Raw genomic sequence first — 18,413 nt, forward strand, 5'->3', positions numbered from 1 at the left:
CTCCACCTTGCGGTGAGAGGGCGCTCCCTCCTCCTGCTGGTCGAGTAGCCGCAGAGCGGCGTATCAAGACTCCCATTTCCAGGGCGCGATGTGTCTACCGTGCGGTGGGAGGGCGTCCGTCGTCCGCCCCTGCTGGTCGAGTGGCCGCGGAGCGGCGTGCCGAGAGCCGGGTTCCCGCGCGGACGGCTGCTCGGGTCTTGGGGGGTCAGCGGGCGGCGAGCTGCTCGAGGACGGTGCCGATCAGGTGGCGGGCGCGGGCGGGGGAGAGGCGGGCGGGCCGCTCGGCCGCGCGGGAGACCGCGATGCCGTCGAGGACTGCGAGGAGAAGCGCCGCGTCGTCGGCGCCGAGCGACGCCGCGGGATGCGCGGCGCGCAGCAGCTCCAGGACGACGTCCTCCGTTCGCGACCAGCCGGCGGTGTGGATCGCGCGGATCTCCGGATCGGTGCCGGCGCGGGAGGCGAAGGCGGTCCACACGATCGCGTCGGGCACGTCCTCGTCCGCGACGCACGCGATCTCGTCGCAGAAGACGCGCAGCCGCACCTCGGCCGAGGGTTCGGCCTCCAGGCGGCTCCGCATCCGCTCGCGGAAGCGCTCCTCGAGCCGGGCCATCGCGCCGGCCAGCAGCGCCTGCTTCGTCGGGAAGTGGTGCTGGACGGCCCCCACCGAGACGCCGGCCTCGGCCGCGACAGTGCGGATGCTGAGGTGCTCCGCCCCGCGGGTCGAGAGGACGGCGACGACCGCCGAGAGGATGTCGCTCCTGCTCTCGCGCCGATCCGGCATGGCGTCCCTCTCGTTCGACTGCTCGAGCAGGCTACGCTCTCGGACATGACCAATACGACCGTATTGCCACCCCGTGCCGGAGCCGGCCGCCGCATCGCGACCCTGGACGTCGTCCGCGGTGTCGCGATCATCGGGACCCTCGGCACGAACATCTGGATCTTCTCCCACCCCTGGGGGATGCTCGGACTGCTCTCCGTCCCGGTGACGCCGGAGACCTCCTCCTCCGCCGGGACTGCGCAGCTCCTGCTGATGGCGCTGGCGCAGGGCAAGTTCCTCGCCCTCCTCTCCCTCGCCTTCGGGGTGGGCCTCGCGATCCAGCACGCCTCCGCGGTCCGGCGCGGGACGCGCTGGCCGGGCCGCTACCTCTGGCGCGCGACGCTCCTCCTCCTGGACGGCGCGGTCAACTACGTGCTGATCGCGGAGTTCGACGTCCTCATGGGATACGCCGTCACCGGAGCGGTCGTCGCCTGGCTGCTGCTCACCCGGCCGACGACGCAGCGCCGCGTGATCCTCGTCTGCGGCGCTCTGCACGTCGTCCTGATCTCGGCGCTCGTGGCGCTCGTGGCGGTGAGTCCGGACGGTGCCGGACAGGGGCCGACCGGCCGGAGCCCCTACGCGGACGCGTCGTTCCTCGGCCTCGCCCTCTTCCGGCTGCAGAACGCGGGCGTCTTCCGTGCGGAGCCGGTGCTCATCGGGCTCCTCAGCCTCGCGATGTTCCTCCTCGGCGCGCGCCTCCATCGGGCGGGGGTCCTCGCCGCCGAGGGCGCGTCACTCCGCCGTCGCATGATGGTCCTCGGCGCCCTCGCCCTCCCCGTCGACCTCGCGCTGGGCGTCGGGGGGAGCGCCGCCGGTCTGCTCGCCGAGCGCTACCTCGTCGCGCCCCTGGTCGGGCTCGGCCTGCTCGCGGCCCTCGCCGAGGCCTGCCTCCGCCGGGGCGCCGAGGGCTGGGCGGCACGCCGGGCGCGGGAGGTCGGCCGGGTCGCCCTGAGCGCCTACCTCCTGCAGAACCTGCTCGGCGGCGCCCTCTTCTACGGCTGGGGACTCGGGCTGGCGGTGACCGCCGCGCAGTGGCGCGTCCCGGCGACCGTCGGAGCGTTCCTGCTCATCGCGGCGGTCGTCGTGCTCGCGGCGCACCTGTGGCTGCGCCGGTTCGAGCTCGGTCCGGTGGAGTGGCTCTGGAAGCGGGGCGAGCGGATCGGTGTCCGCGCGCCCCGCTGACCGGAGGGGGACCTACGCGAGGAGCTCCGCGACGCCGGTGCGCAGGGCGGCGAGGCGGGACGAGACGGCCGACCGGCGGGCGTCGGCGTCGGAGTCGTGCGACCAGGCGTCGAGGTAGAGCTTGACCTTCGGCTCCGTGCCGCTCGGGCGCGCGATGAGACGGGCACCGTCCAGGGAGAAGCGGAGCGCGTCGGTCGGGGGCAGCGCGCCGCCCTCGGCGAGCAGGTCCTCGCTCCGCTCGACGGCGAGCCCGCCGATCGCGGTCGGAGGCGTCGCGCGCATTCCGGCCATGATCCGGCCGATCTCGGAGAGGTCGGTGACGCGGAGCGAGATCTGCTCCGATCCGAAGAGCCCGAACCGCTCGGCGAACGACTCCAGCTCGTCGTCGATCGTGCGCTCCTCGGCGGCGAGCGCGCTCGCGAGGGAGAGGAAGGCGAGCGCGGCCGAGACGCCGTCCTTGTCGCGGACCGTCCCGGGGTTCACCAGGTAGCCGAGTGCCTCCTCGTAGCCGAAGACGAGGTCGGGGACGCGCGAGATCCACTTGAAGCCCGTGAGCGTCTCGGCGAAGTCGAGGCCGTAGTCGGCCGCCACGGCACCGAGGGCGGGGGAGGACACGATCGAGCAGGCGAGCGCTCCTCCGGTGCGGCCCTCGCGGCGGGCCTGCTCGGCGGCGCGCCAGCCGAGGAGCGCTCCCACCTCGTTGCCGGTGAGGCGCCGGAAGCCCTCCGGGGCGGAGGCGTCGGGCACGGCGGCGGCGAAGCGGTCGGCGTCCGGGTCGTTGGCCACGATCAGCTGCGCGCGACCGGAGCGCGCGGTCGAGAAGGCGAGGTCGAGGGCGCCCGCCTCCTCCGGGTTGGGGAACGCGACCGTGGGGAACGCCGCGTCGGGCTCGATCTGCTCGACCACGACGGCCGGCTCGTCGAATCCCGCCGCGGAGAGCACCCGGTGCGCCGTCTCCCAGCCGACCCCGTGCATCGCCGTGTAGACGACGCGCAGCGGAGCGGACTGGCGGCCGACGGCTGCCGTCGCCTCGATGTAGGCGGCGACCACGGACTCGTCCGCGAGCCGGTACTCGCCGCGCGGAAGCTCCGGAACGCGCCGGTCCCGCGCGACCGCGAGGATCCGCTCGGCGATCTCGGAGTCGACCGGCGGCACGATCTGCGAGCCCTCGTCGGCGCCGCCGAGGTACACCTTGTAGCCGTTGTCCTGCGGCGGGTTGTGGCTCGCCGTGACCATCACTCCGGCGTCGGCGCCGAGGTGGCGCACGGCGAAGGCCAGCACGGGGGTGGGCAGGAGCCGGGGCAGCAGCACCGCGTCCACGCCGGCGCCCGCCATCAGCGCGGCGGAGTCCTCGGCGAAGACGCGCGAGTTCTTCCGGCCGTCGTAGCCGATCACGACCACGGGCCGCTGGACGCCCTGCGCCAGCAGGAAGTCGGCCAGGCCCACGGCGGCCTGCGAGACCAGCACGCGGTTCATCCGGTTGGATCCCGCCGCGATGGCGCCGCGCAGGCCCGCGGTGCCGAACGCCAGGCGGGCGCCGAAGCGGTCCTCGAGCTCGGCGCGGGCGGAGGCGTCCCCCGAGTCGGAGGCGGTCAGCAGGCCGACCAGCTCCTCCCGCGTCTCCGGGTCGGGGTCCTGGGCGAGCCAGGCCTCGGCGAGCTCCCGGACGTCGGCGCTCACAGGGCGCCCGTGATCCCGGCGAGCAGGCGGGCGAGGTCGTCCTCGGCGTCGCGGCCGGCCTCGAGCACCTCCTCGTGGCTGAGGGGGGTCTTCTGGATGCCGGCGGCGAGGTTCGTGATGAGCGACATGCCCAGCACCTCCATGCCCGCCTCGCGCGCGGCGATGGCCTCGAGGGCGGTCGACATGCCGACGATGTGGCCGCCGATGATCTTCGCCATCTGCACCTCGGCCGGGCTCTCGTAGTGCGGCCCGCGGAACTGCACGTACACGCCCTCGTCCAGCTCCGGACGCGTCCCCCGGGCGAGGTCGCGCAGGCGCGAGGAGTAGAGGTCGGTGAGGTCGACGAAGGTCGCGCCCTCGAGCGGCGAGTCGGCGGTGAGGTTGATGTGGTCGCTGATCAGCACGGGGGTCCCGGGCGTCCAGTGCTCCTTGATGCCGCCCGCGCCGTTGGTGAGGATCATCACCGTCGCGCCCGTCGCGGCGGCGGTGCGGACGCTGTGCGCGACGCGGCGCACGCCGTAGCCCTCGTAGTAGTGGGTGCGGGCGCCGATGATCAGCGCGCGCCTGCCGGTGGGGAGCAGGACGGAGCGCAGGGTGCCGCCGTGCCCGTGCACGGCCGGCTTGGAGAAGCCGAGGATCTCGGTGGCCTCCACCGTCGCGGTCGTCTCGCCGATCGCGTCGGCGGCCTTGCCCCAGCCGCTGCCGAGGGTGAGGGCGATGTCGTGCTTCTCGACCCCTGTCGCCTCGGCGATCTGAGCGGCCGCGCGGGCCGCGATCTCGAAGGGATCGGCGTCGGGGGCGTCGAGGGGGTGCAGGGTCTGGTCGGACATCCTCCCACCCTACCGACGGGCTGCGCGGCGGCGGAGGGCGACTCCCGCGGCCGATCCGACACCCCGCGATTGGGCGAACACTCAGTGAGAGAGGACAATGGGAACCATGGCTTACGAGTTCGAGCGCGCGCAGAGGATCGCTGTACTCGGAGGGGGGCCGGGCGGCTACGAAGCCGCCATCGCGGGAGCGCAGCTCGGCGCTGAGGTCACCCTGGTCGAGCGGGTCGGAGTGGGCGGCTCGGCCGTCATCACCGACGTCGTCCCGTCGAAGTCGCTCATCGCGACGGCGGAGGCCACCAACGCCATCGGCGAGGCCGCCGACCTGGGCGTGCAGTTCTTCACCCGCTCGGAGCAGAACAAGCCGGTGCGCCCGGACGTGGCGGTCAACCTGGCGACGGTGAACAAGCGCCTGCTCGGGCTCGCGCGCCAGCAGTCCGAGGACATGCGCGCGAACCTGGTGCACCACGGCGTGCGCATCGTCCAGGGGGACGGGCGCCTGGACGGCTCGAACGCCTTGATCGTCTCCACGGCGGCCGGCGGCGAGGGCATGGACTTCGACCGCATCGAGGCGGACACGATCGTGGTCTCGGTGGGCGCCAGCCCCCGTGTGCTCCCGACCGCGGCTCCCGACGGCGAGCGCATCCTCAGCTGGACCCAGCTCTACAACCTCAAGTCCGTCCCCGAGCACCTGATCGTGGTGGGCTCCGGCGTGACCGGCGCGGAGTTCGCCTCCGCCTACCGTGCGCTCGGCGCCCGCGTGACCCTCATCTCCTCCCGCGACCAGGTGCTGCCCGGCGAGGACGCCGACGCGGCCGCCGTGATCGAGAACGTCTTCAAGCGCAACGGCATGGTCGTGCTCTCGAAGTCGCGCGCCGACCGCGTCGAGCGGACCGAGAAGGGCGTGCAGGCCGTGCTCTCGGACGGACGTGTCGTCGAGGGCTCGCACTGCCTGATGGCCGTCGGCTCCGTGCCGAACACGGCGGGCATCGGCCTCGAGGACGCGGGGGTGCAGCTGACGGAGTCGGGGCACATCCGCGTCAACCGCGTCGCCCGCACCAGCGTCCCCTCGATCTACGCGGCCGGGGACTGCACCACGTTCCTCCCGCTCGCCTCCGTCGCCGCCATGCAGGGCCGCACCGGCGTGTTCCACGCGATGGGCGACGCCGTGAACCCGACCGAGGTGCGCAACGTCGCGGCGAACATCTTCACGCAGCCCGAGATCGCGACCGTCGGGTGGAGCCAGCGCGAGATCGAGGAGGGCATCGCGCAGGGCGAGATCTACAAGCTCCCGCTCGCCGCGAACCCGCGGGCGAAGATGATGGGCATCCGCGACGGCTTCGTCAAGCTGTTCGCGCGCACCGGCTCCGGCACCGTCATCGGAGGCGTCATCGTCGCTCCGAAGGCGAGCGAGCTGATCTTCCCGCTCGCCCTCGCCGTGGAGCACCGCCTGACCGTCGACCAGGTCGCGCGGGCCTTCACCGTCTACCCGAGCCTCACCGGCTCGATCTCGGACGCCGCGCGCGCCATGCACATCGTCACCTGACGCGCCACTCCGCCGGGCCGCGCGGGGTGCGGCCCTTCATCGGCAGAGCGCACGACCGGGAATCGCGTGCGAAGCGATTGACGGCAGCGCGACGCGACCCGCTCGGCGGTACCACTCACGTCGAGGAGCCGACCGCGCCGGGCCGCGCGGGGAGCGGCCCGGAACGGGCTCAGACGATCTGGAGGAGCACGTGTCCCGCGGGGACGGTCGCTCCGGCCGTCGCGTCGAGGCCCTTCACGACGCCGTCCTTGTGGGCGGTGAGCGGCTGCTCCATCTTCATCGCCTCGAGGACGACGACCAGGTCGCCGGTGACGACCGTGTCGCCCTCGGCGACGGCGACCTTGACGATGGTGGCCTGCATGGGCGAGGCGACGGAGTCGCCCGTGACGGTGCTGACGGAGGAGGAGCCGCGGCGCTTCGGGGAGGCGGCAGCGGCCCCGCGGGCGGGTCCCGAGCCGACCAGGTCGCCGGGGAGAGTGACCTCGACGCGGCGCCCGTCGACCTCGACGACCACGTTCCGGCGGGCCGCCGGCTCGTCGGTCGCTCCGGGCTCGCCGCTCCAGGCCGGGATCGTGTTCTCGAACTCGGTCTCGATCCAGCGGGTGTAGATCGTGAAGGGCGCGCCGCCCTCGGGGGCGAAGGCCGGGTCCTCGACGATCGCGCGGTGGAAGGGGAGGACGGTCGGCAGTCCGGTGACCTCGAACTCGGCGAGGGCGCGGCGCGAGCGCTCCAGCGCCTGCTCGCGGCTGTCGCCGGTGACGATCAGCTTCGCGAGGAGCGAGTCGAAGGAGCCGGAGATCACGTCGCCGGCGACGACGCCGGAGTCGACGCGGACGCCGGGTCCGCCGGGGGCCTTGAAGACGTGCACCGGGCCCGGAGCGGGGAGGAAGCCGCGGCCCGCGTCCTCGCCGTTGATGCGGAACTCGAAGGAGTGGCCGCGGGGCTCCGGGTCGTCGTAGTCGAGCACGCCGCCCTCGGCGAGTCGGAACTGCTCGCGCACGAGGTCGATGCCGGTGATCTCCTCCGACACGGGGTGCTCGACCTGGAGGCGGGTGTTCACCTCGAGGAAGGACACCGTGCCGTCCTTGCCGATCAGGAACTCGCAGGTCCCGGCGCCGAGGTAGCCGACCTCCTGCAGGATCGCCTTCGAGGCGCGGTAGAGCTCGGTGTTCTGCGCATCCGTCAGGAACGGCGCGGGCGCCTCCTCGACGAGCTTCTGGTGGCGGCGCTGGAGGGAGCAGTCGCGGGTGGAGACCACGACGACGTTGCCGTGCGCGTCGGCCAGGCACTGGGTCTCGACGTGGCGCGGCTGGTCGAGGTACTTCTCGACGAAGCACTCGCCGCGGCCGAAGGCGGCGACGGCCTCGCGCGTGGCGGAGGCGAACAGCTCCTCGACCTCGTCGCGCTCGCGGGCGACCTTGAGGCCGCGACCGCCGCCGCCGAAGGCCGCCTTGATCGCGACGGGGAGGCCGTACTGGTCCACGAACTCGAGCACCTCGGCGGCGCCGGAGACGGGGTTGAGGGTTCCCGGGGCCAGCGGCGCGCCGACCTTCTCGGCGACGTGGCGGGCCGAGACCTTGTCGCCGAGGCGCTCGATGGCCTCGGGGCCGGGGCCGATCCAGATCAGGCCGGCGTCGATGACGGCGCGGGCGAAGTCGGCGTTCTCGGCGAGGAAGCCGTAGCCGGGGTGCACGGCGTCGGCACCGGAGCGGCGGGCCACCGAGAGCAGCTTGTCGATGACGAGGTAGGTCTCGGCGCTGGTCGTCCCGCCGAGGGCGTAGGCCTCGTCGGCGAGGCGGCTGTGCACGGCGTCGCGGTCCTGGTCGGCGTAGACGGCCACGGAGGCGATCCCGCTGTCGCGGGCGGCGCGGATGACTCGGACGGCGATCTCGCCCCGGTTGGCGACGAGCACCTTCGTAATCTTCGGCATGGTCCCCAACCCTAGGGGGCGGCTCCGCCCGGCCCGGCGCGGCTCACCACAAAGAAGCGGAGGGCCTTCGTCGGTTCCTCACAAGGGCGGGACGGGCCTCAGCGGTTCCAGAGCGCGGTCCAGTCGACGCCGAGGCTCCGCACCAGAGTGCGGAGGGTCGGCACCGACATCCCGATCACCGTCGAGGGGTCGCCCTCGATCGCGGTGATGAAGCCGGCGCCGCGGCCGTCGATGGTGAAGGCGCCGGCCACCTCGAGGGGCTCGCCGGTGGCGACGTAGGCGTCGATCTCGGCGTCGTCGATGTCGTCGGCGAACGTGACGGCGGCGGAGGTGACCGCTCCGGCCTCGGCGACGATCCTCCCGCCGCGGTGGTCGACGAGCCAGTGGCCGGAGTGGAGGCGGCCGGTGCGTCCGCGCTGGGCGCGCCAGCGCTCCCGGGCCCGCTCGGGCTCGTGCGGCTTGCCGTGGACGACGCCGTCGAGGACGAACGCGGAGTCGCCGCCGAGCACCAGACCGTCGATGTCCGGGCGCAGGACGGCGTGCGCCTTGGCGCGGGCGAGCAGCGAGACGGTGGCGTCCGCGTCCAGCGCCGCGCCCCGCTCCTGCTCGGCCCGGGCGACGGCCGCGGGCTCGTCCACCTCGGAGGGGACGACGACGGGCTCGATCCCGGAGGCCCGCAGCAGCGCGAGGCGCGCGGGGGAGGTGGAGGCGAGGTAGAGGCGCACGAGGGCTCCCTGCGGCCGGGCCCACGCTGTGGGATGCTCGACGGATGGCACAGACCCCGTCCCGAGCATCCGCCCGCCCCGACGGGGCCGACGACGCACTCGGGACCGAGATCGAGCTCGACATTAGCAACGTCGCCCACGGCGGCGTGTTCGTCGCCCGGCACGAGGGCCGCGTCGTCTTCGTCCCGGACGTCCTCCCCGGCGAGCGCGTGCGGGCGCGGATCAGCGAGGTCCGGCACGACAGCTTCTGGCGTGCCGAGGCGCTCGAGGTGCTCGAGGCGTCCGAGCACCGGGTGGAGCACGTCTGGCCCGAGGCCGCCCTCGACCGCCGCCCGGAGGAGCGCGTCGGCGGCGCCGAGCTCGGCCACGCCGACCTGGCCTACCAGCGCGAGCTGAAGCGCCTCGTGCTCGTCGACTCCTTCTCCCGCTTCGCCCGTCGCGAGATCGAGGTGGAGGTCGCGCCGATCGGCGGGGACGACGCGTCCGGCGGCCTCGGCTGGCGCACGCGGAACCGCCTCCACGTCGACGACGACGGACGGGTCGGCCCCTACGCGGCACGCAGCCACCACGTCGTCACCGTGGAGTCGCTGCCCCTCGCGACCGCCGATTCCTCCCTGGCCGCACCGCTCGGCGAGCGCCTCGCTCCCGGCTCGGTGGTCGACCTCGTCGACGCGGCCGGGTCCGAGGGAGCCGCGGTGCTCGTGCACGACCCCTCCGACAAGCGCGCCCGCCGCGACCGCACGGTGGTGAGCGAATTCGTCGCCGACCGCACCTTCCGGGTCGACCGCACCGGCTTCTGGCAGGTGCACCGCGGAGCCGCCGCCGCGCTCTTCGAGGCCGTGCAGGCCGCCGTCGACGCGGACGCGGCGGACCCGTCGGCCGCCAACCACGACCTCTACGGCGGGGTGGGCCTGCTCGCCGCGGCGCTGGCCGACCGCCTCGGCGCCGGAGTGCGCGTGACCAGCGTCGAGAGCGACTCCCGCGCCACCGAGCACGCGCTCGAGAACCTGGCCGACCAGGTCGGCGCCCGCGCGGTGACCGCCCGCGTCGACCGCTACCTCCGCGACGTCGTCGCCCAGGCCGATGCGCGCGAGCGGGCGCGGTGGCGCGCGGCGACCGTGGTCCTCGACCCGCCGCGCTCGGGCGCCGGCCGAGCGGTCACCGACGCTCTGGCGGAGCTGCGGCCGGCGCAGCTCGTCTACGTCGCCTGCGACCCGGTCGCGCTCGCCCGCGACGTGGGCGCCCTGACCGGGGCCGGCTACGAGCTGGAGCGCCTCGAGGGCTTCGACCTCTTCCCGCACACCTCCCACGTGGAGGCCGTTGCGCGACTGGTCCGCCGAGAGGACTGACCGCGGGCCCGCGCCTGCGTACCATGGGCGGGATGGAGCCCCACGTCGACGCAGCCGAGGCCCCGCGCGTGCGCGTGGCGATCGTGGACGACCACGAGTCGGTGCGCCTGGGCGTGGCCGCCGCCGTCGAGAGCGCGGGGATGCAGGTGGTCGCCGCCGCCGAGACCGTCCAGGCCCTCGAGAGCACGATCGGCGGCGCCGAGATCGAGGTGCTCGTCCTCGACCTGTCCCTGAACGACGGCTCGAGCATCACCAGCAACGTCAAGTGGGGGCAGGTGCGCGGCTCCGCCGTCCTCGTCCACAGCATCGCCGACCGCGTCGTGGCCGTGCGGGAGGCGCTCGCCGCGGGAGCGGCCGGCGTCATCCCGAAGTCCTCGCCCATGTCGACGGTCGTCGCCGCCATCCGCACCGTCGCCCGCGGCGAGGTCCTCAACAATCTGGAGTGGGCCTCGGCCATCGACGCCGACGACGACTTCGCGCGGGCCGTGCTCGGTCGTCGCGAGCGCGACGTCCTGCACCTCTACGCCTCGGGGCTGCCGCTGAAGCTGGTGGCCGAGCGGCTGCAGATCTCGGTGTCGACGGCGAAGGAGTACCTCGACCGGATCCGCGACAAGTACGTCGAGATCGGCCGTCCCGCCCCGACGAAGGTCGATCTGCTGCGGCGCGCGGTGGAGGACGGCATCCTGCCGGGCATCGACCCGGACGACGGCGATGGCGGGCGCTGAGGCGCCGATCGCCCGCCGCAACGCCGGGCGCGAGCGGATCGACCGGATCATCAGCACGGTCGTGTCGTTCTTCGGCTTCGGCTTCGGTGTGCAGACCGTCCCGCCGATCCTCGCCCAGCTGCCCCTGCTGCGCCCCGAGGTGGCCTGGCCGGTGCTGGTGCTGGTCTTCGGATCGCTCACCGCCGCCGTGGTCACCGCCGTGCTGCGGCGGGGCACGCGGATCACGGCGGTCCTGGTCGCGGTCGGCGTCCTCGTCGCCCTCCTGACCTGGCCGGCCGCCGTCGCCACCGGGGGCGCGGACCGCGAGACCCCGTGGATCTGGTACCTGCTGACCATCGGCACCGCCTTCTGCACGATCGCGGCTCCCCTCCGGATCGCGATCGCGTACGTGTCGGTGACGACCGTGCTGTTCGGGCTGCTGCGCGTCCTCCCCTCCGGCGGCGGGGCGGAGCCGACCCGCGCGATCCTCGACGCCGCCTACGTGGGCATCGTCGGCTTCGTGATGCTGGTGCTGATCACCGTGCTCCGGCAGTCGGCCGACCAGATCGATCGCGCGCAGACGACGGCCATGGAGCAGTACGAGGCGGCGATGCGCCAGCACGCCGGCGAGGTGGAGCGGGTCGAGGTCGACGCCCTGGTGCACGACAACGTGCTTGCGACGCTGCTCTCCGCCGCCTCCGCCGAGTCGCCGGCCGAGCGTGCGCTGGTCTCCTCGATGGCGCAGCGCACCCTCGCCGTGCTGCTGCCCGACCACGAGCCGGAGCCGCCCGAGGGGCTGGTCCCGCTCGAGCTCCTGCAGCGCCAGCTCGCCCACGCGGCGTCCACCTTCGGGACCGAGATCGCAGTCGCGACGGCCGACGGAGTGGATCCGCGCGCGACGACGCTGCCGCGCCCGGTGGCCGAGGCGCTGCTCGGCGCGGTCTGGCAGGCGCTCGCCAACAGCGTTCAGCACGCGGGTCCGAGCGGCAGCGTCCACCGCGCCGTGCACGGGCTGCTGGGCGACGGCGCGGTGGAGGTCGTGGTGGAGGACGACGGCCGCGGCTTCCGGCTCGCCGACGTCCCGCGCGAGCGGCTGGGCATCCGGCTCTCCATCCTCGAGCGGGTGCACAACGCGCGGGGATCGGCGCGGGTCGACTCGACTCCGGGCGAGGGCACCCGTGTCGTCCTCTCCTGGCGGGCGGACGCGGGAGGAGGGCCGTGATCGCCTACCCGCGCCCCCTGCTCCAGGCGCTCGGCGCCGGCTTCTCGCTGTACCACGTGGTGCTCGCCTTCTTCTCCTTCCGCATCTCCCCGGCCACGCCGGCCGACCTCGTCGCGGTCGCGCTGTACGTCGCGGCGACCGTCGTCGCCCTCTGGCCGGGAGCGACGACCCGGCTCGCCCTGCCCGTCGCGGTCGGGATGACCGCGGTCGCCGTCGCTCTGCCGCTGCTGGTCGCGCCGTCGCTCGATCCGGGCGCCTCCAACGGCTACTCCACCTGGTACATCGCCGCGGTCGGCACCCTCATGACGATCGTGTGCGCCCGCCGGCGCGCGGCCTGCGCCTGGGTCGGCGTCGGCTTCCTGATCGTGCACACCGTGTTCTGGGCCGGCCCGGCCGCGCTGGCCACTCTCGGCGTCGTCGGGGGGATCGCCTGGGTCGCGATCGCGCAGCTGCTCATCGTCGAGCTCGGGCGCGCGGGCTCCGAGGCGCGCGTGCTCGAGGCGGCCGAGCGCGCGGCCGCGTCGTGGCGGGCCGCGGAGGAGGCGCACCTCACGGAGCGCGAGGTCCGGCTGGAGCAGACCCGTGCCCTCGCCGCCGACATGCTGCTGCGCATCGCCGAGCCGGGACCGGGCCTCACCGACGAGGAGCGGCGCGAGTGCCGGCTGCTCGAGGCGGCCGTGCGCGACGAGATCCGCGGCCGGCGGCTGCTGGACGACGAGGTGCGGCGTCTCGTGCTCGACGCGCGGCGGCGGGGGGTGACCGTCTCGGTGCTCGACGACGGCGGCCTCGACCGCACCTCCGAGGGCGAGAGCCGACGGGTGCTGGGGGAGCTCGCCCAGGCTCTGAGCGGGATCCGCGAGGAGGTCGACCGCGTGGTGGTGCGCACCGCGTCGGCCGACTCGGCCTCGGCGGTCACCGTGGTGGGCCTGCGGACGGCCGGCGACGGCAGCGCGGGCGCCCTCGGCTCCGACGACGCGGGGGACGAGGTCGACGCCTGGGTCGAGATCCGGCGCGACGGCGTCGGCGGACGGGACGTCTGAGCGGCGGAGAGCGCGCGGGACGGCGCGGCCGTCCGCATGCGCAGCGACCGGCGGCGACCCGCCCCGGAGGGCGTGCGTATCTCGGATCGGTGCCGCGGGCGGTACGCTCCGGCTCTCAGCACAGCTCAGGTCTCGGCGCGCCCGGTCTCTCGGAGCGGACCGATCGTCGGCGCGGCGCGGCACGGCGCGGCACGAGCGTGAGCAGAGCCGTCATGGGCAGAGCCCGTTGAGCGCAGAGCGCGTCAGGACGAAAGCCCGTTAACGGAGTGCGGCGGGCCGTCCACTCCTCCGAAGAGGGGGCCCGGCCCGCCGTCAAACCCCGAGTGAGGGTAACAACCCGAATATTACCCTCACTCGCCCCCAACACACCCGCCTGCTTACCCTGGTCGGCGAGTGATTGGCGGTGCCCCTTCCGAAGGAGGAGCACCGTACGTCCACTAGTGTGCTCGCTCCGCCAGGAGGCGCATAGTCAGCACTTTAGGGGACTAATCGGGGGACAAATTTCACGTTCCGCGTCGCGGATCGCTCGTTCCCCGACGGGCTGCGTCTGCGAGTCCGCTCAGCCGGAGAAGGAGCGCCACGCTCCCGGTGCCGGCCGCAGCGGCCCGCGGACCGCCGCGGCGCGGTCGTTCCAGCCCCCGCTGAGCTCCTGCGGGGTCTCCGGCTCGGCCTCGGTGCGAGAGGTCAGTGCGGTGACGACGGCCGTGACGGCGGCGATCTCGGCGGCGTCGAGGCCGGGGGTGGAGATGACGACGGCGGGTGCGGAGTCGGAGGCGGTCATCCCGCGACGCTATCGCATGCCGTTCACGGCGCCGGTCGGCGGGGCATGGCTATGCTGACGCCGGATGCCGCCGGAGCGTCGTCCGTCCGTTGCGAACAGGAGCGTCCCCGCATGCCGACGTGGTTCCCGAGGAGCGGTGCCGCGGCGCTGCGCCCCCTGCGTCTGCTGGTCCGGAGGTCGCCGGCGGCCGTCTCGGTCGTCCTGGTCCTCCTGGCCGCGAGCGCGATCACGGGGACGCTCGTCGCCCCCGCGGGAGCCGAGACGACGGCCTGGTGGGCGGCGGGCCCGATGACGACCCTCGACGGCCGTCCGTGGACGGCGGTGACCGCCCTCCTGATCGCGGCGGACCCGCTGCAGCTGCTCCTGGACGTCGTGCTGGTGCTCCCGATGCTCCTCGCCGCGGAGCGCCGCCTCGGCTCGGCCCGCACCCTCCTCGCCTTCCTCGTGACCGGCGCCGTCGGGATCGTCGTCGGGTCCTCCGTGCAGTCGATCGGCGCTCTCGTCGGGGAGTGGTGGGCGGGCGACACCGTCGGCGACCACACCTTCGACCCGCTGATCGGCGCGGTCGGCGCCCTCATCGCCTCGACCGCCTTCATGGGCGCTCTGTGGCGTCGCAGGCTCCGGGTGACCGTCTTCGCCGTCGTGCTGATGTTCGTGCTCTACGCGGGCGACTCCGCCGACGCGTACCGGCTCCTCGCGGGCGGCGCGGGGCTCGTGCTCGGCGCGGTGCTCGCGCGGGGAGCGTCGGGGCTGCGTCCGCAGCGTCCGGCGCCGAGCTCGCACCGCGAGTCCCGGGGGCTGCTGGCGGCGGTCGTCGTCGTCACCGCGATCGGTCCGCTCGTCGCCGTCCTCTCCGACTCGGGCTACGGTCCGTTCTCGTTCCTCGGCCGACTGCTGCAGAGCGCCTTCACGGGGACGACGGACCTCGAGGACCCGTGCAGCCGCGCCCTCCGGCACTGCGCGCACCACGTGAAGCTGAGCCTGGTCGCCCCCGGGCCGATCCTGCTGACGTTCGTCCCGCTCGTCCTCCTGCTCGTCGCCGCCTACGGCCTGCGCTCCGGGCGCCGCCTGGGCCTGCTGCTGGCGGTCGGGGTGAACATCGCGATCGCGATCCTGGAGGTCTTCTCCCTCCAGCGCGCCGCCCGTCACCCCGAGTTCCTGTACTACGCCGAGTACCTGCTCTGGGTGGCGACGACGGTGCTGGTGCCGCTGGCCGTCGTGGCGATGCTCGTGATCGGGAGGAGGCACTTCCGCATCCGCGCGCCCCGTGCCGCCGCGAGGCTCTGGACGCGGGTCGTCGCCATCGCCTTCGTCGTGTCCCTCGGCGGCTACCTGGCGCTCTCGGCCGGCGTGCGCACGAGCTTCGAGCCGCTCCTGGGCCTCGGGAGACTCCTCCTGGACGGGCTGCTGCGCTTCGTCCCGGTGAGCTTCCTCGGCGGCGCCGGACTGCTCGCCGTGCCGCGGGAGCCCGTCGCGCGGATCGTCTTCGAGTGGGTCGGCCCGGTGTTCTGGCTCGTGGTCGTCGTCGCGGTGGTCGCCCTGCTCCGGGCCACCGACGTGCAGCGGAACCGCGGCGACGAGGCGCGGTACCGCGCGCTCCTGTCCCTGCACGGCGCCGGCAGCCTCGGCCATCAGGGGACCTGGGAGGGCAACGCGCACTGGATCTCGGCCGACGGGACCGGCGGAGTCGCCTACCGGGTGATCGGCGGCGTGGCGATCACCCTCTCCGACCCGGCCTGCGCTCCCGAGCGGCGGGAGGACGTCGTGGCCGAGTTCGTGCGTTTCTGCGACGAGCGCAGCTGGACGCCCGTCTTCTACAGCATCCACGACGAGCTGCTCCCCGTCTTCGACCGGCTCGGCTGGTCGCGCCTCTCGGTCGGCGAGGAGACGATCATCGAGCTCTCCTCCTTCGAGCTCACCGGCAAGCGGTGGCAGAAGGTGCGCTACCCGCTCACGCGCGGCATCAAGCTGGGCATCGAGGCGCAGTGGACCAGCTGGCCCGAGCTCTCCCTCGGCATGGCCAACCAGATCGTCGACCTGTCGGAGCGCTGGGTCGCCGAGAAGGCGCTGCCCGAGATGGGCTTCACCCTCGGCGGCATCGACGAGGTCCGCGATCCCGACGTCGCCCTCCTGCTCGCGGTCGGACCGGACGGCGTGCTGCAGGGAGTGACGAGCTGGCTGCCCGTGCACAGGGAGGGTCGCGTGGTCGGCTGGACCCTCGACTTCATGCGCCGCTCCGACGACTCGATGCCCGGCATCATGGAGTTCCTCATCGCCTCCGCGGCGCTGCGCGTCAAGGAGGAGGGTGCCGAGTTCCTCTCGCTCTCGGGCGCACCGCTCGCCACCGCACCGGTCGAGGAGGGGGAGGAGCCTCCGGAGCCGACGGTCCTCTCGCGCCTGCTCGAGTTCCTCTCGCGGACGCTCGAGCCGGCCTACGGCTTCACGTCGCTGTTCCGCTTCAAGGCCAAGTTCCACCCGCGCTACGCGGGCCTCTGGATGACCTACCCCGACGCGCTGCAGCTGCCCCGGATCGGAGCCGCGCTGGGTCGCGCCTATCTGCCCGACCTCTCCGCCGCGCAGGCGCTGGCGTTCGCGCGGGTGGTCGGGGCGAAGCCGGAGGAGAAGCCGTCCGAGGCACCCGCGGCGAAGCCGGATGCTCCGGCCGCGAAGGCAGGCGCTCCGGCGGTGAAGGCGGGTGCTCCGGCAGCCGAGCCGGACGGTCCTGCGGTGAAGGCGGGTGCTCCGGCGACGAAGGCGGATGCCCGGGAAGCGAAGCCCGATTCCGCGACAGGGAAGCCGGATGCTCCGGCCGCGGAGCCGGACGCTCCCGTCGTGCGGCCCGATGCTCCCGCGGAGTCCGCTGCCCGACGGACCGGGCCCGGCTCCTCCGACTGATCGTTCCGCCCCTCCGCCCCGTGAGGAGGCGGTCGCAGCGGAACGCCGCGGCACGGACGGTCTCCCGTCTCCTGCCGCGGCGTCCGAGCGAGCCGGGTCAGAGCGGGATGTTGCCGTGCTTCTTCGCGGGCAGGTTGGCGCGCTTGGTGCGCAGCGCCCGCAGCGCCTTGATGACGGAGACACGCGTCGCCGAGGGCTCGATCACGCCGTCGAGCTCGCCGCGCTCGGCCGCGAGGAACGGGCTCGCGACGTTGTAGGTGTACTCGTTCGCCAGGCGCGTCCGGACGGCTGCGACGTCCTCGCCGGCCTCCTCCGCCTTGCGGATCTCGTTGCGGTAGAGGATGTTCACCGCGCCCTGGCCTCCCATGACGGCGATCTCGGCGGTCGGCCACGCGAGGTTGATGTCGGCTCCCAGCTGCTTGGACCCCATCACGATGTACGCGCCGCCGTAGGCCTTGCGCAGGATGACCGTGACCAGCGGCACGGTCGCCTCGGCGTAGGCGTAGAGCAGCTTCGCGCCGCGGCGGATGACGCCGGTCCACTCCTGGTCGGTGCCGGGCAGGTAGCCCGGGACGTCGACCAGGGTCAGGATCGGCAGCGAGAACGCGTCGCAGAAGCGGACGAAGCGGGACGCCTTCTCGCCCGCCTCGATGTTCAGCGTGCCCGCCATGGCGCTCGGCTGGTTCGCGATGATGCCGACGGAGCGGCCCTCGACGCGGCCGAAGCCGATCACGATGTTCGGCGCGAACAGCGGCTGCACCTCGAGGAAGTCGCCCTCGTCGACGATGTGCTCGATGACGGCGCGCATGTCGTACGGCTGGTTCGGGCTGTCCGGGATGACCGTGTCGAGGAAGCGGTCCGCGTCGGTCGTCTCGAGGTCGACCTCGGTCTCGAAGACGGGGACCGGCGACAGGTTGTTGTCCGGGAGGAAGGAGAGGAGCGTCCGCGCGTAGTCGAGCGCGTCGTTCTCGTCGCTCGCGAGGTAGTGCGAGACGCCCGAGATCTTGTTGTGGGTCAGCGCACCGCCGAGCTCCTCCATGCCGACGTCCTCGCCGGTGACGGTCTTGATCACGTCGGGCCCGGTGACGAACATCTGGCTGGTCTTGTCGACCATGATCACGAAGTCGGTCAGGGCGGGGGAGTAGACCGCGCCTCCCGCGGCCGGGCCGCAGATGATCGAGATCTGGGGGATCACGCCGCTCGCCGCGGTGTTGCGGCGGAAGATCTCGCCGTACTTGCCGAGGGCGACCACGCCCTCCTGGATCCGTGCTCCGCCGGAGTCGAGGATGCCGATGATCGGGACGCCGGTCTTCAGGGCGAGGTCCATCACCTTGATGATCTTCTCGCCGGCCACCTCGCCGAGCGAGCCGCCGAAGATCGTGAAGTCCTGCGAGTACACGGCGACCTGGCGGCCGTGGATGGTGCCGGTCCCGGTGACGACGGCGTCGCCGTAGGGGCGCTTCTTCTCCATGCCGAAGGCGTGGGTGCGGTGGCGCACGAACTCGTCCAGCTCGACGAACGAGCCCGGGTCGAGGAGAGTGTCGATCCGCTCCCGTGCGGTCATCTTGCCCTTGGCGTGCTGCTTCTCGATCGCCGCCTCGCCACTGGCCGTGACGGCCTCGTGGTAGCGGTTCCTGAGGTCCGCGATCTTCCCCGCGGTCGTGTACAGATCGGGCGCGGGACGTTCGGTGTTCGCGGTCACCCGCTCACCCTAC

General features: G+C 73.5%; 14 protein-coding genes. 7 read left to right on the forward strand and 7 right to left on the reverse strand.

All coding sequences use genetic code 11. The annotated features are described in order from the left end of the window. Positions 1-205 precede the first annotated feature (205 nt). Positions 206-781, reverse strand: coding sequence for a TetR/AcrR family transcriptional regulator (locus tag C5D09_RS00805; protein WP_104268400.1), 576 nt, complete (start codon positions 779-781; stop codon positions 206-208). A 45-nt stretch (positions 782-826) separates the two neighbouring features. Between C5D09_RS00805 and C5D09_RS00810 the strand changes: the two genes are divergently transcribed. Further along, positions 827-1,999: a DUF418 domain-containing protein gene (locus C5D09_RS00810; RefSeq protein ID WP_104246686.1), complete on the forward strand. Its 1,173-nt coding sequence runs from the start codon at positions 827-829 to the stop codon at positions 1,997-1,999. Positions 2,000-2,011: 12 nt separating this feature from the next. On the opposite strand, the gene C5D09_RS00815 is transcribed toward C5D09_RS00810, so the two are convergent. Both C5D09_RS00815 and C5D09_RS00820 read right to left on the reverse strand, forming a co-directional pair. Further along, the gene (locus tag C5D09_RS00815; RefSeq protein ID WP_104268401.1) at positions 2,012-3,679 is read right to left on the reverse strand and encodes a phospho-sugar mutase; all 1,668 of its coding nucleotides are present in this window, start codon (positions 3,677-3,679) and stop codon (positions 2,012-2,014) included. Next, positions 3,676-4,509, reverse strand: coding sequence for a purine-nucleoside phosphorylase (locus C5D09_RS00820; protein WP_104238027.1), 834 nt, complete (start codon positions 4,507-4,509; stop codon positions 3,676-3,678). The genes C5D09_RS00815 and C5D09_RS00820 overlap by 4 nt, the downstream gene beginning before the upstream one ends. Positions 4,510-4,615: 106 nt before the next feature. On the opposite strand from C5D09_RS00820, the gene C5D09_RS00825 reads away from it, so the two are divergent. Continuing rightward, positions 4,616-6,052: an NAD(P)H-quinone dehydrogenase gene (locus tag C5D09_RS00825; RefSeq protein WP_104223171.1), complete on the forward strand. Its 1,437-nt coding sequence runs from the start codon at positions 4,616-4,618 to the stop codon at positions 6,050-6,052. Positions 6,053-6,221: 169 nt separating this feature from the next. Here the strand turns inward: C5D09_RS00825 and C5D09_RS00830 are convergent, their stop codons facing one another. Together C5D09_RS00830 and C5D09_RS00835 are read right to left on the reverse strand one after the other, a co-directional pair. Further along, positions 6,222-7,982 carry a biotin carboxylase N-terminal domain-containing protein gene (locus C5D09_RS00830; RefSeq protein WP_104262420.1) on the reverse strand — a complete coding sequence of 587 codons (1,761 nt, stop codon included), beginning with the start codon at positions 7,980-7,982 and terminating at the stop codon, positions 6,222-6,224. 98 nt (positions 7,983-8,080) lie between these two features. After that, on the reverse strand, positions 8,081-8,707 hold the full coding sequence (locus tag C5D09_RS00835) for a nucleoside triphosphate pyrophosphatase (protein WP_181027094.1): 627 nt from the start codon (positions 8,705-8,707) through the stop codon (positions 8,081-8,083). Positions 8,708-8,751: 44 nt separating this feature from the next. On the opposite strand from C5D09_RS00835, the gene C5D09_RS00840 reads away from it, so the two are divergent. Genes C5D09_RS00840 through C5D09_RS00855 form a run of 4 tightly spaced genes read left to right on the forward strand, consistent with a single transcriptional unit; the run spans position 8,752 to position 13,022 of the window. Continuing rightward, complete coding sequence (locus C5D09_RS00840) at positions 8,752-10,056, forward strand: class I SAM-dependent RNA methyltransferase (RefSeq protein ID WP_146083669.1); 1,305 nt, start codon at positions 8,752-8,754, stop codon at positions 10,054-10,056. Positions 10,057-10,079: 23 nt separating this feature from the next. Continuing rightward, positions 10,080-10,781, forward strand: a complete 702-nt coding sequence (locus tag C5D09_RS00845) for a response regulator transcription factor (RefSeq protein WP_104223169.1) — start codon at positions 10,080-10,082, stop codon at positions 10,779-10,781. After that, positions 10,768-11,982, forward strand: a complete 1,215-nt coding sequence (locus C5D09_RS00850) for a sensor histidine kinase (RefSeq protein ID WP_104256321.1) — start codon at positions 10,768-10,770, stop codon at positions 11,980-11,982. Before C5D09_RS00845 ends, C5D09_RS00850 begins: the two co-directional genes overlap by 14 nt. Next, positions 11,979-13,022: a hypothetical protein gene (locus tag C5D09_RS00855; RefSeq protein WP_104225461.1), complete on the forward strand. Its 1,044-nt coding sequence runs from the start codon at positions 11,979-11,981 to the stop codon at positions 13,020-13,022. The genes C5D09_RS00850 and C5D09_RS00855 overlap by 4 nt, the downstream gene beginning before the upstream one ends. 559 nt (positions 13,023-13,581) lie before the next feature. Here C5D09_RS00855 and C5D09_RS00860 read toward each other — a convergent pair. Beyond that, a complete protein-coding gene (locus C5D09_RS00860) occupies positions 13,582-13,803 on the reverse strand; it encodes an acyl-CoA carboxylase subunit epsilon (protein WP_104223166.1) in 222 nt (73 codons plus the stop codon). Positions 13,804-13,914: 111 nt separating this feature from the next. Here C5D09_RS00860 and C5D09_RS00865 point away from each other — a divergent pair, with 111 nt between their 5' ends. Next, positions 13,915-16,698 carry a DUF2156 domain-containing protein gene (locus tag C5D09_RS00865; RefSeq protein WP_181134992.1) on the forward strand — a complete coding sequence of 928 codons (2,784 nt, stop codon included), beginning with the start codon at positions 13,915-13,917 and terminating at the stop codon, positions 16,696-16,698. A gap of 97 nt (positions 16,699-16,795) precedes the next feature. Here C5D09_RS00865 and C5D09_RS00870 read toward each other — a convergent pair whose 3' ends face one another. Then, positions 16,796-18,400 carry an acyl-CoA carboxylase subunit beta gene (locus C5D09_RS00870; RefSeq protein WP_104223164.1) on the reverse strand — a complete coding sequence of 535 codons (1,605 nt, stop codon included), beginning with the start codon at positions 18,398-18,400 and terminating at the stop codon, positions 16,796-16,798. Positions 18,401-18,413 lie beyond the last annotated feature (13 nt).

It is taken from the genome of Rathayibacter sp. AY1C9 (assembly GCF_002932315.1).
Lineage (GTDB): Bacteria > Actinomycetota > Actinomycetes > Actinomycetales > Microbacteriaceae > Rathayibacter.

Bases quoted from the DNA above. Each gene is read 5' to 3' on its own strand.
- C5D09_RS00860 (WP_104223166.1), bottom strand. From the start codon at position 13,803: ATGACCGCCTCCGACTCCGCACCCGCCGTCGTCATCTCCACCCCCGGC.
- C5D09_RS00840 (WP_146083669.1), top strand. From the start codon at position 8,752: ATGGCACAGACCCCGTCCCGAGCATCCGCCCGCCCCGACGGGGCCGAC.
- C5D09_RS00805 (WP_104268400.1), bottom strand. From the start codon at position 781: ATGCCGGATCGGCGCGAGAGCAGGAGCGACATCCTCTCGGCGGTCGTC.
- C5D09_RS00825 (WP_104223171.1), top strand. From the start codon at position 4,616: ATGGCTTACGAGTTCGAGCGCGCGCAGAGGATCGCTGTACTCGGAGGG.
- C5D09_RS00810 (WP_104246686.1), top strand. From the start codon at position 827: ATGACCAATACGACCGTATTGCCACCCCGTGCCGGAGCCGGCCGCCGC.
- C5D09_RS00850 (WP_104256321.1), top strand. From the start codon at position 10,768: ATGGCGGGCGCTGAGGCGCCGATCGCCCGCCGCAACGCCGGGCGCGAG.
- C5D09_RS00820 (WP_104238027.1), bottom strand. From the start codon at position 4,509: ATGTCCGACCAGACCCTGCACCCCCTCGACGCCCCCGACGCCGATCCC.
- C5D09_RS00830 (WP_104262420.1), bottom strand. From the start codon at position 7,982: ATGCCGAAGATTACGAAGGTGCTCGTCGCCAACCGGGGCGAGATCGCC.
- C5D09_RS00865 (WP_181134992.1), top strand. From the start codon at position 13,915: ATGCCGACGTGGTTCCCGAGGAGCGGTGCCGCGGCGCTGCGCCCCCTG.
- C5D09_RS00845 (WP_104223169.1), top strand. From the start codon at position 10,080: ATGGGCGGGATGGAGCCCCACGTCGACGCAGCCGAGGCCCCGCGCGTG.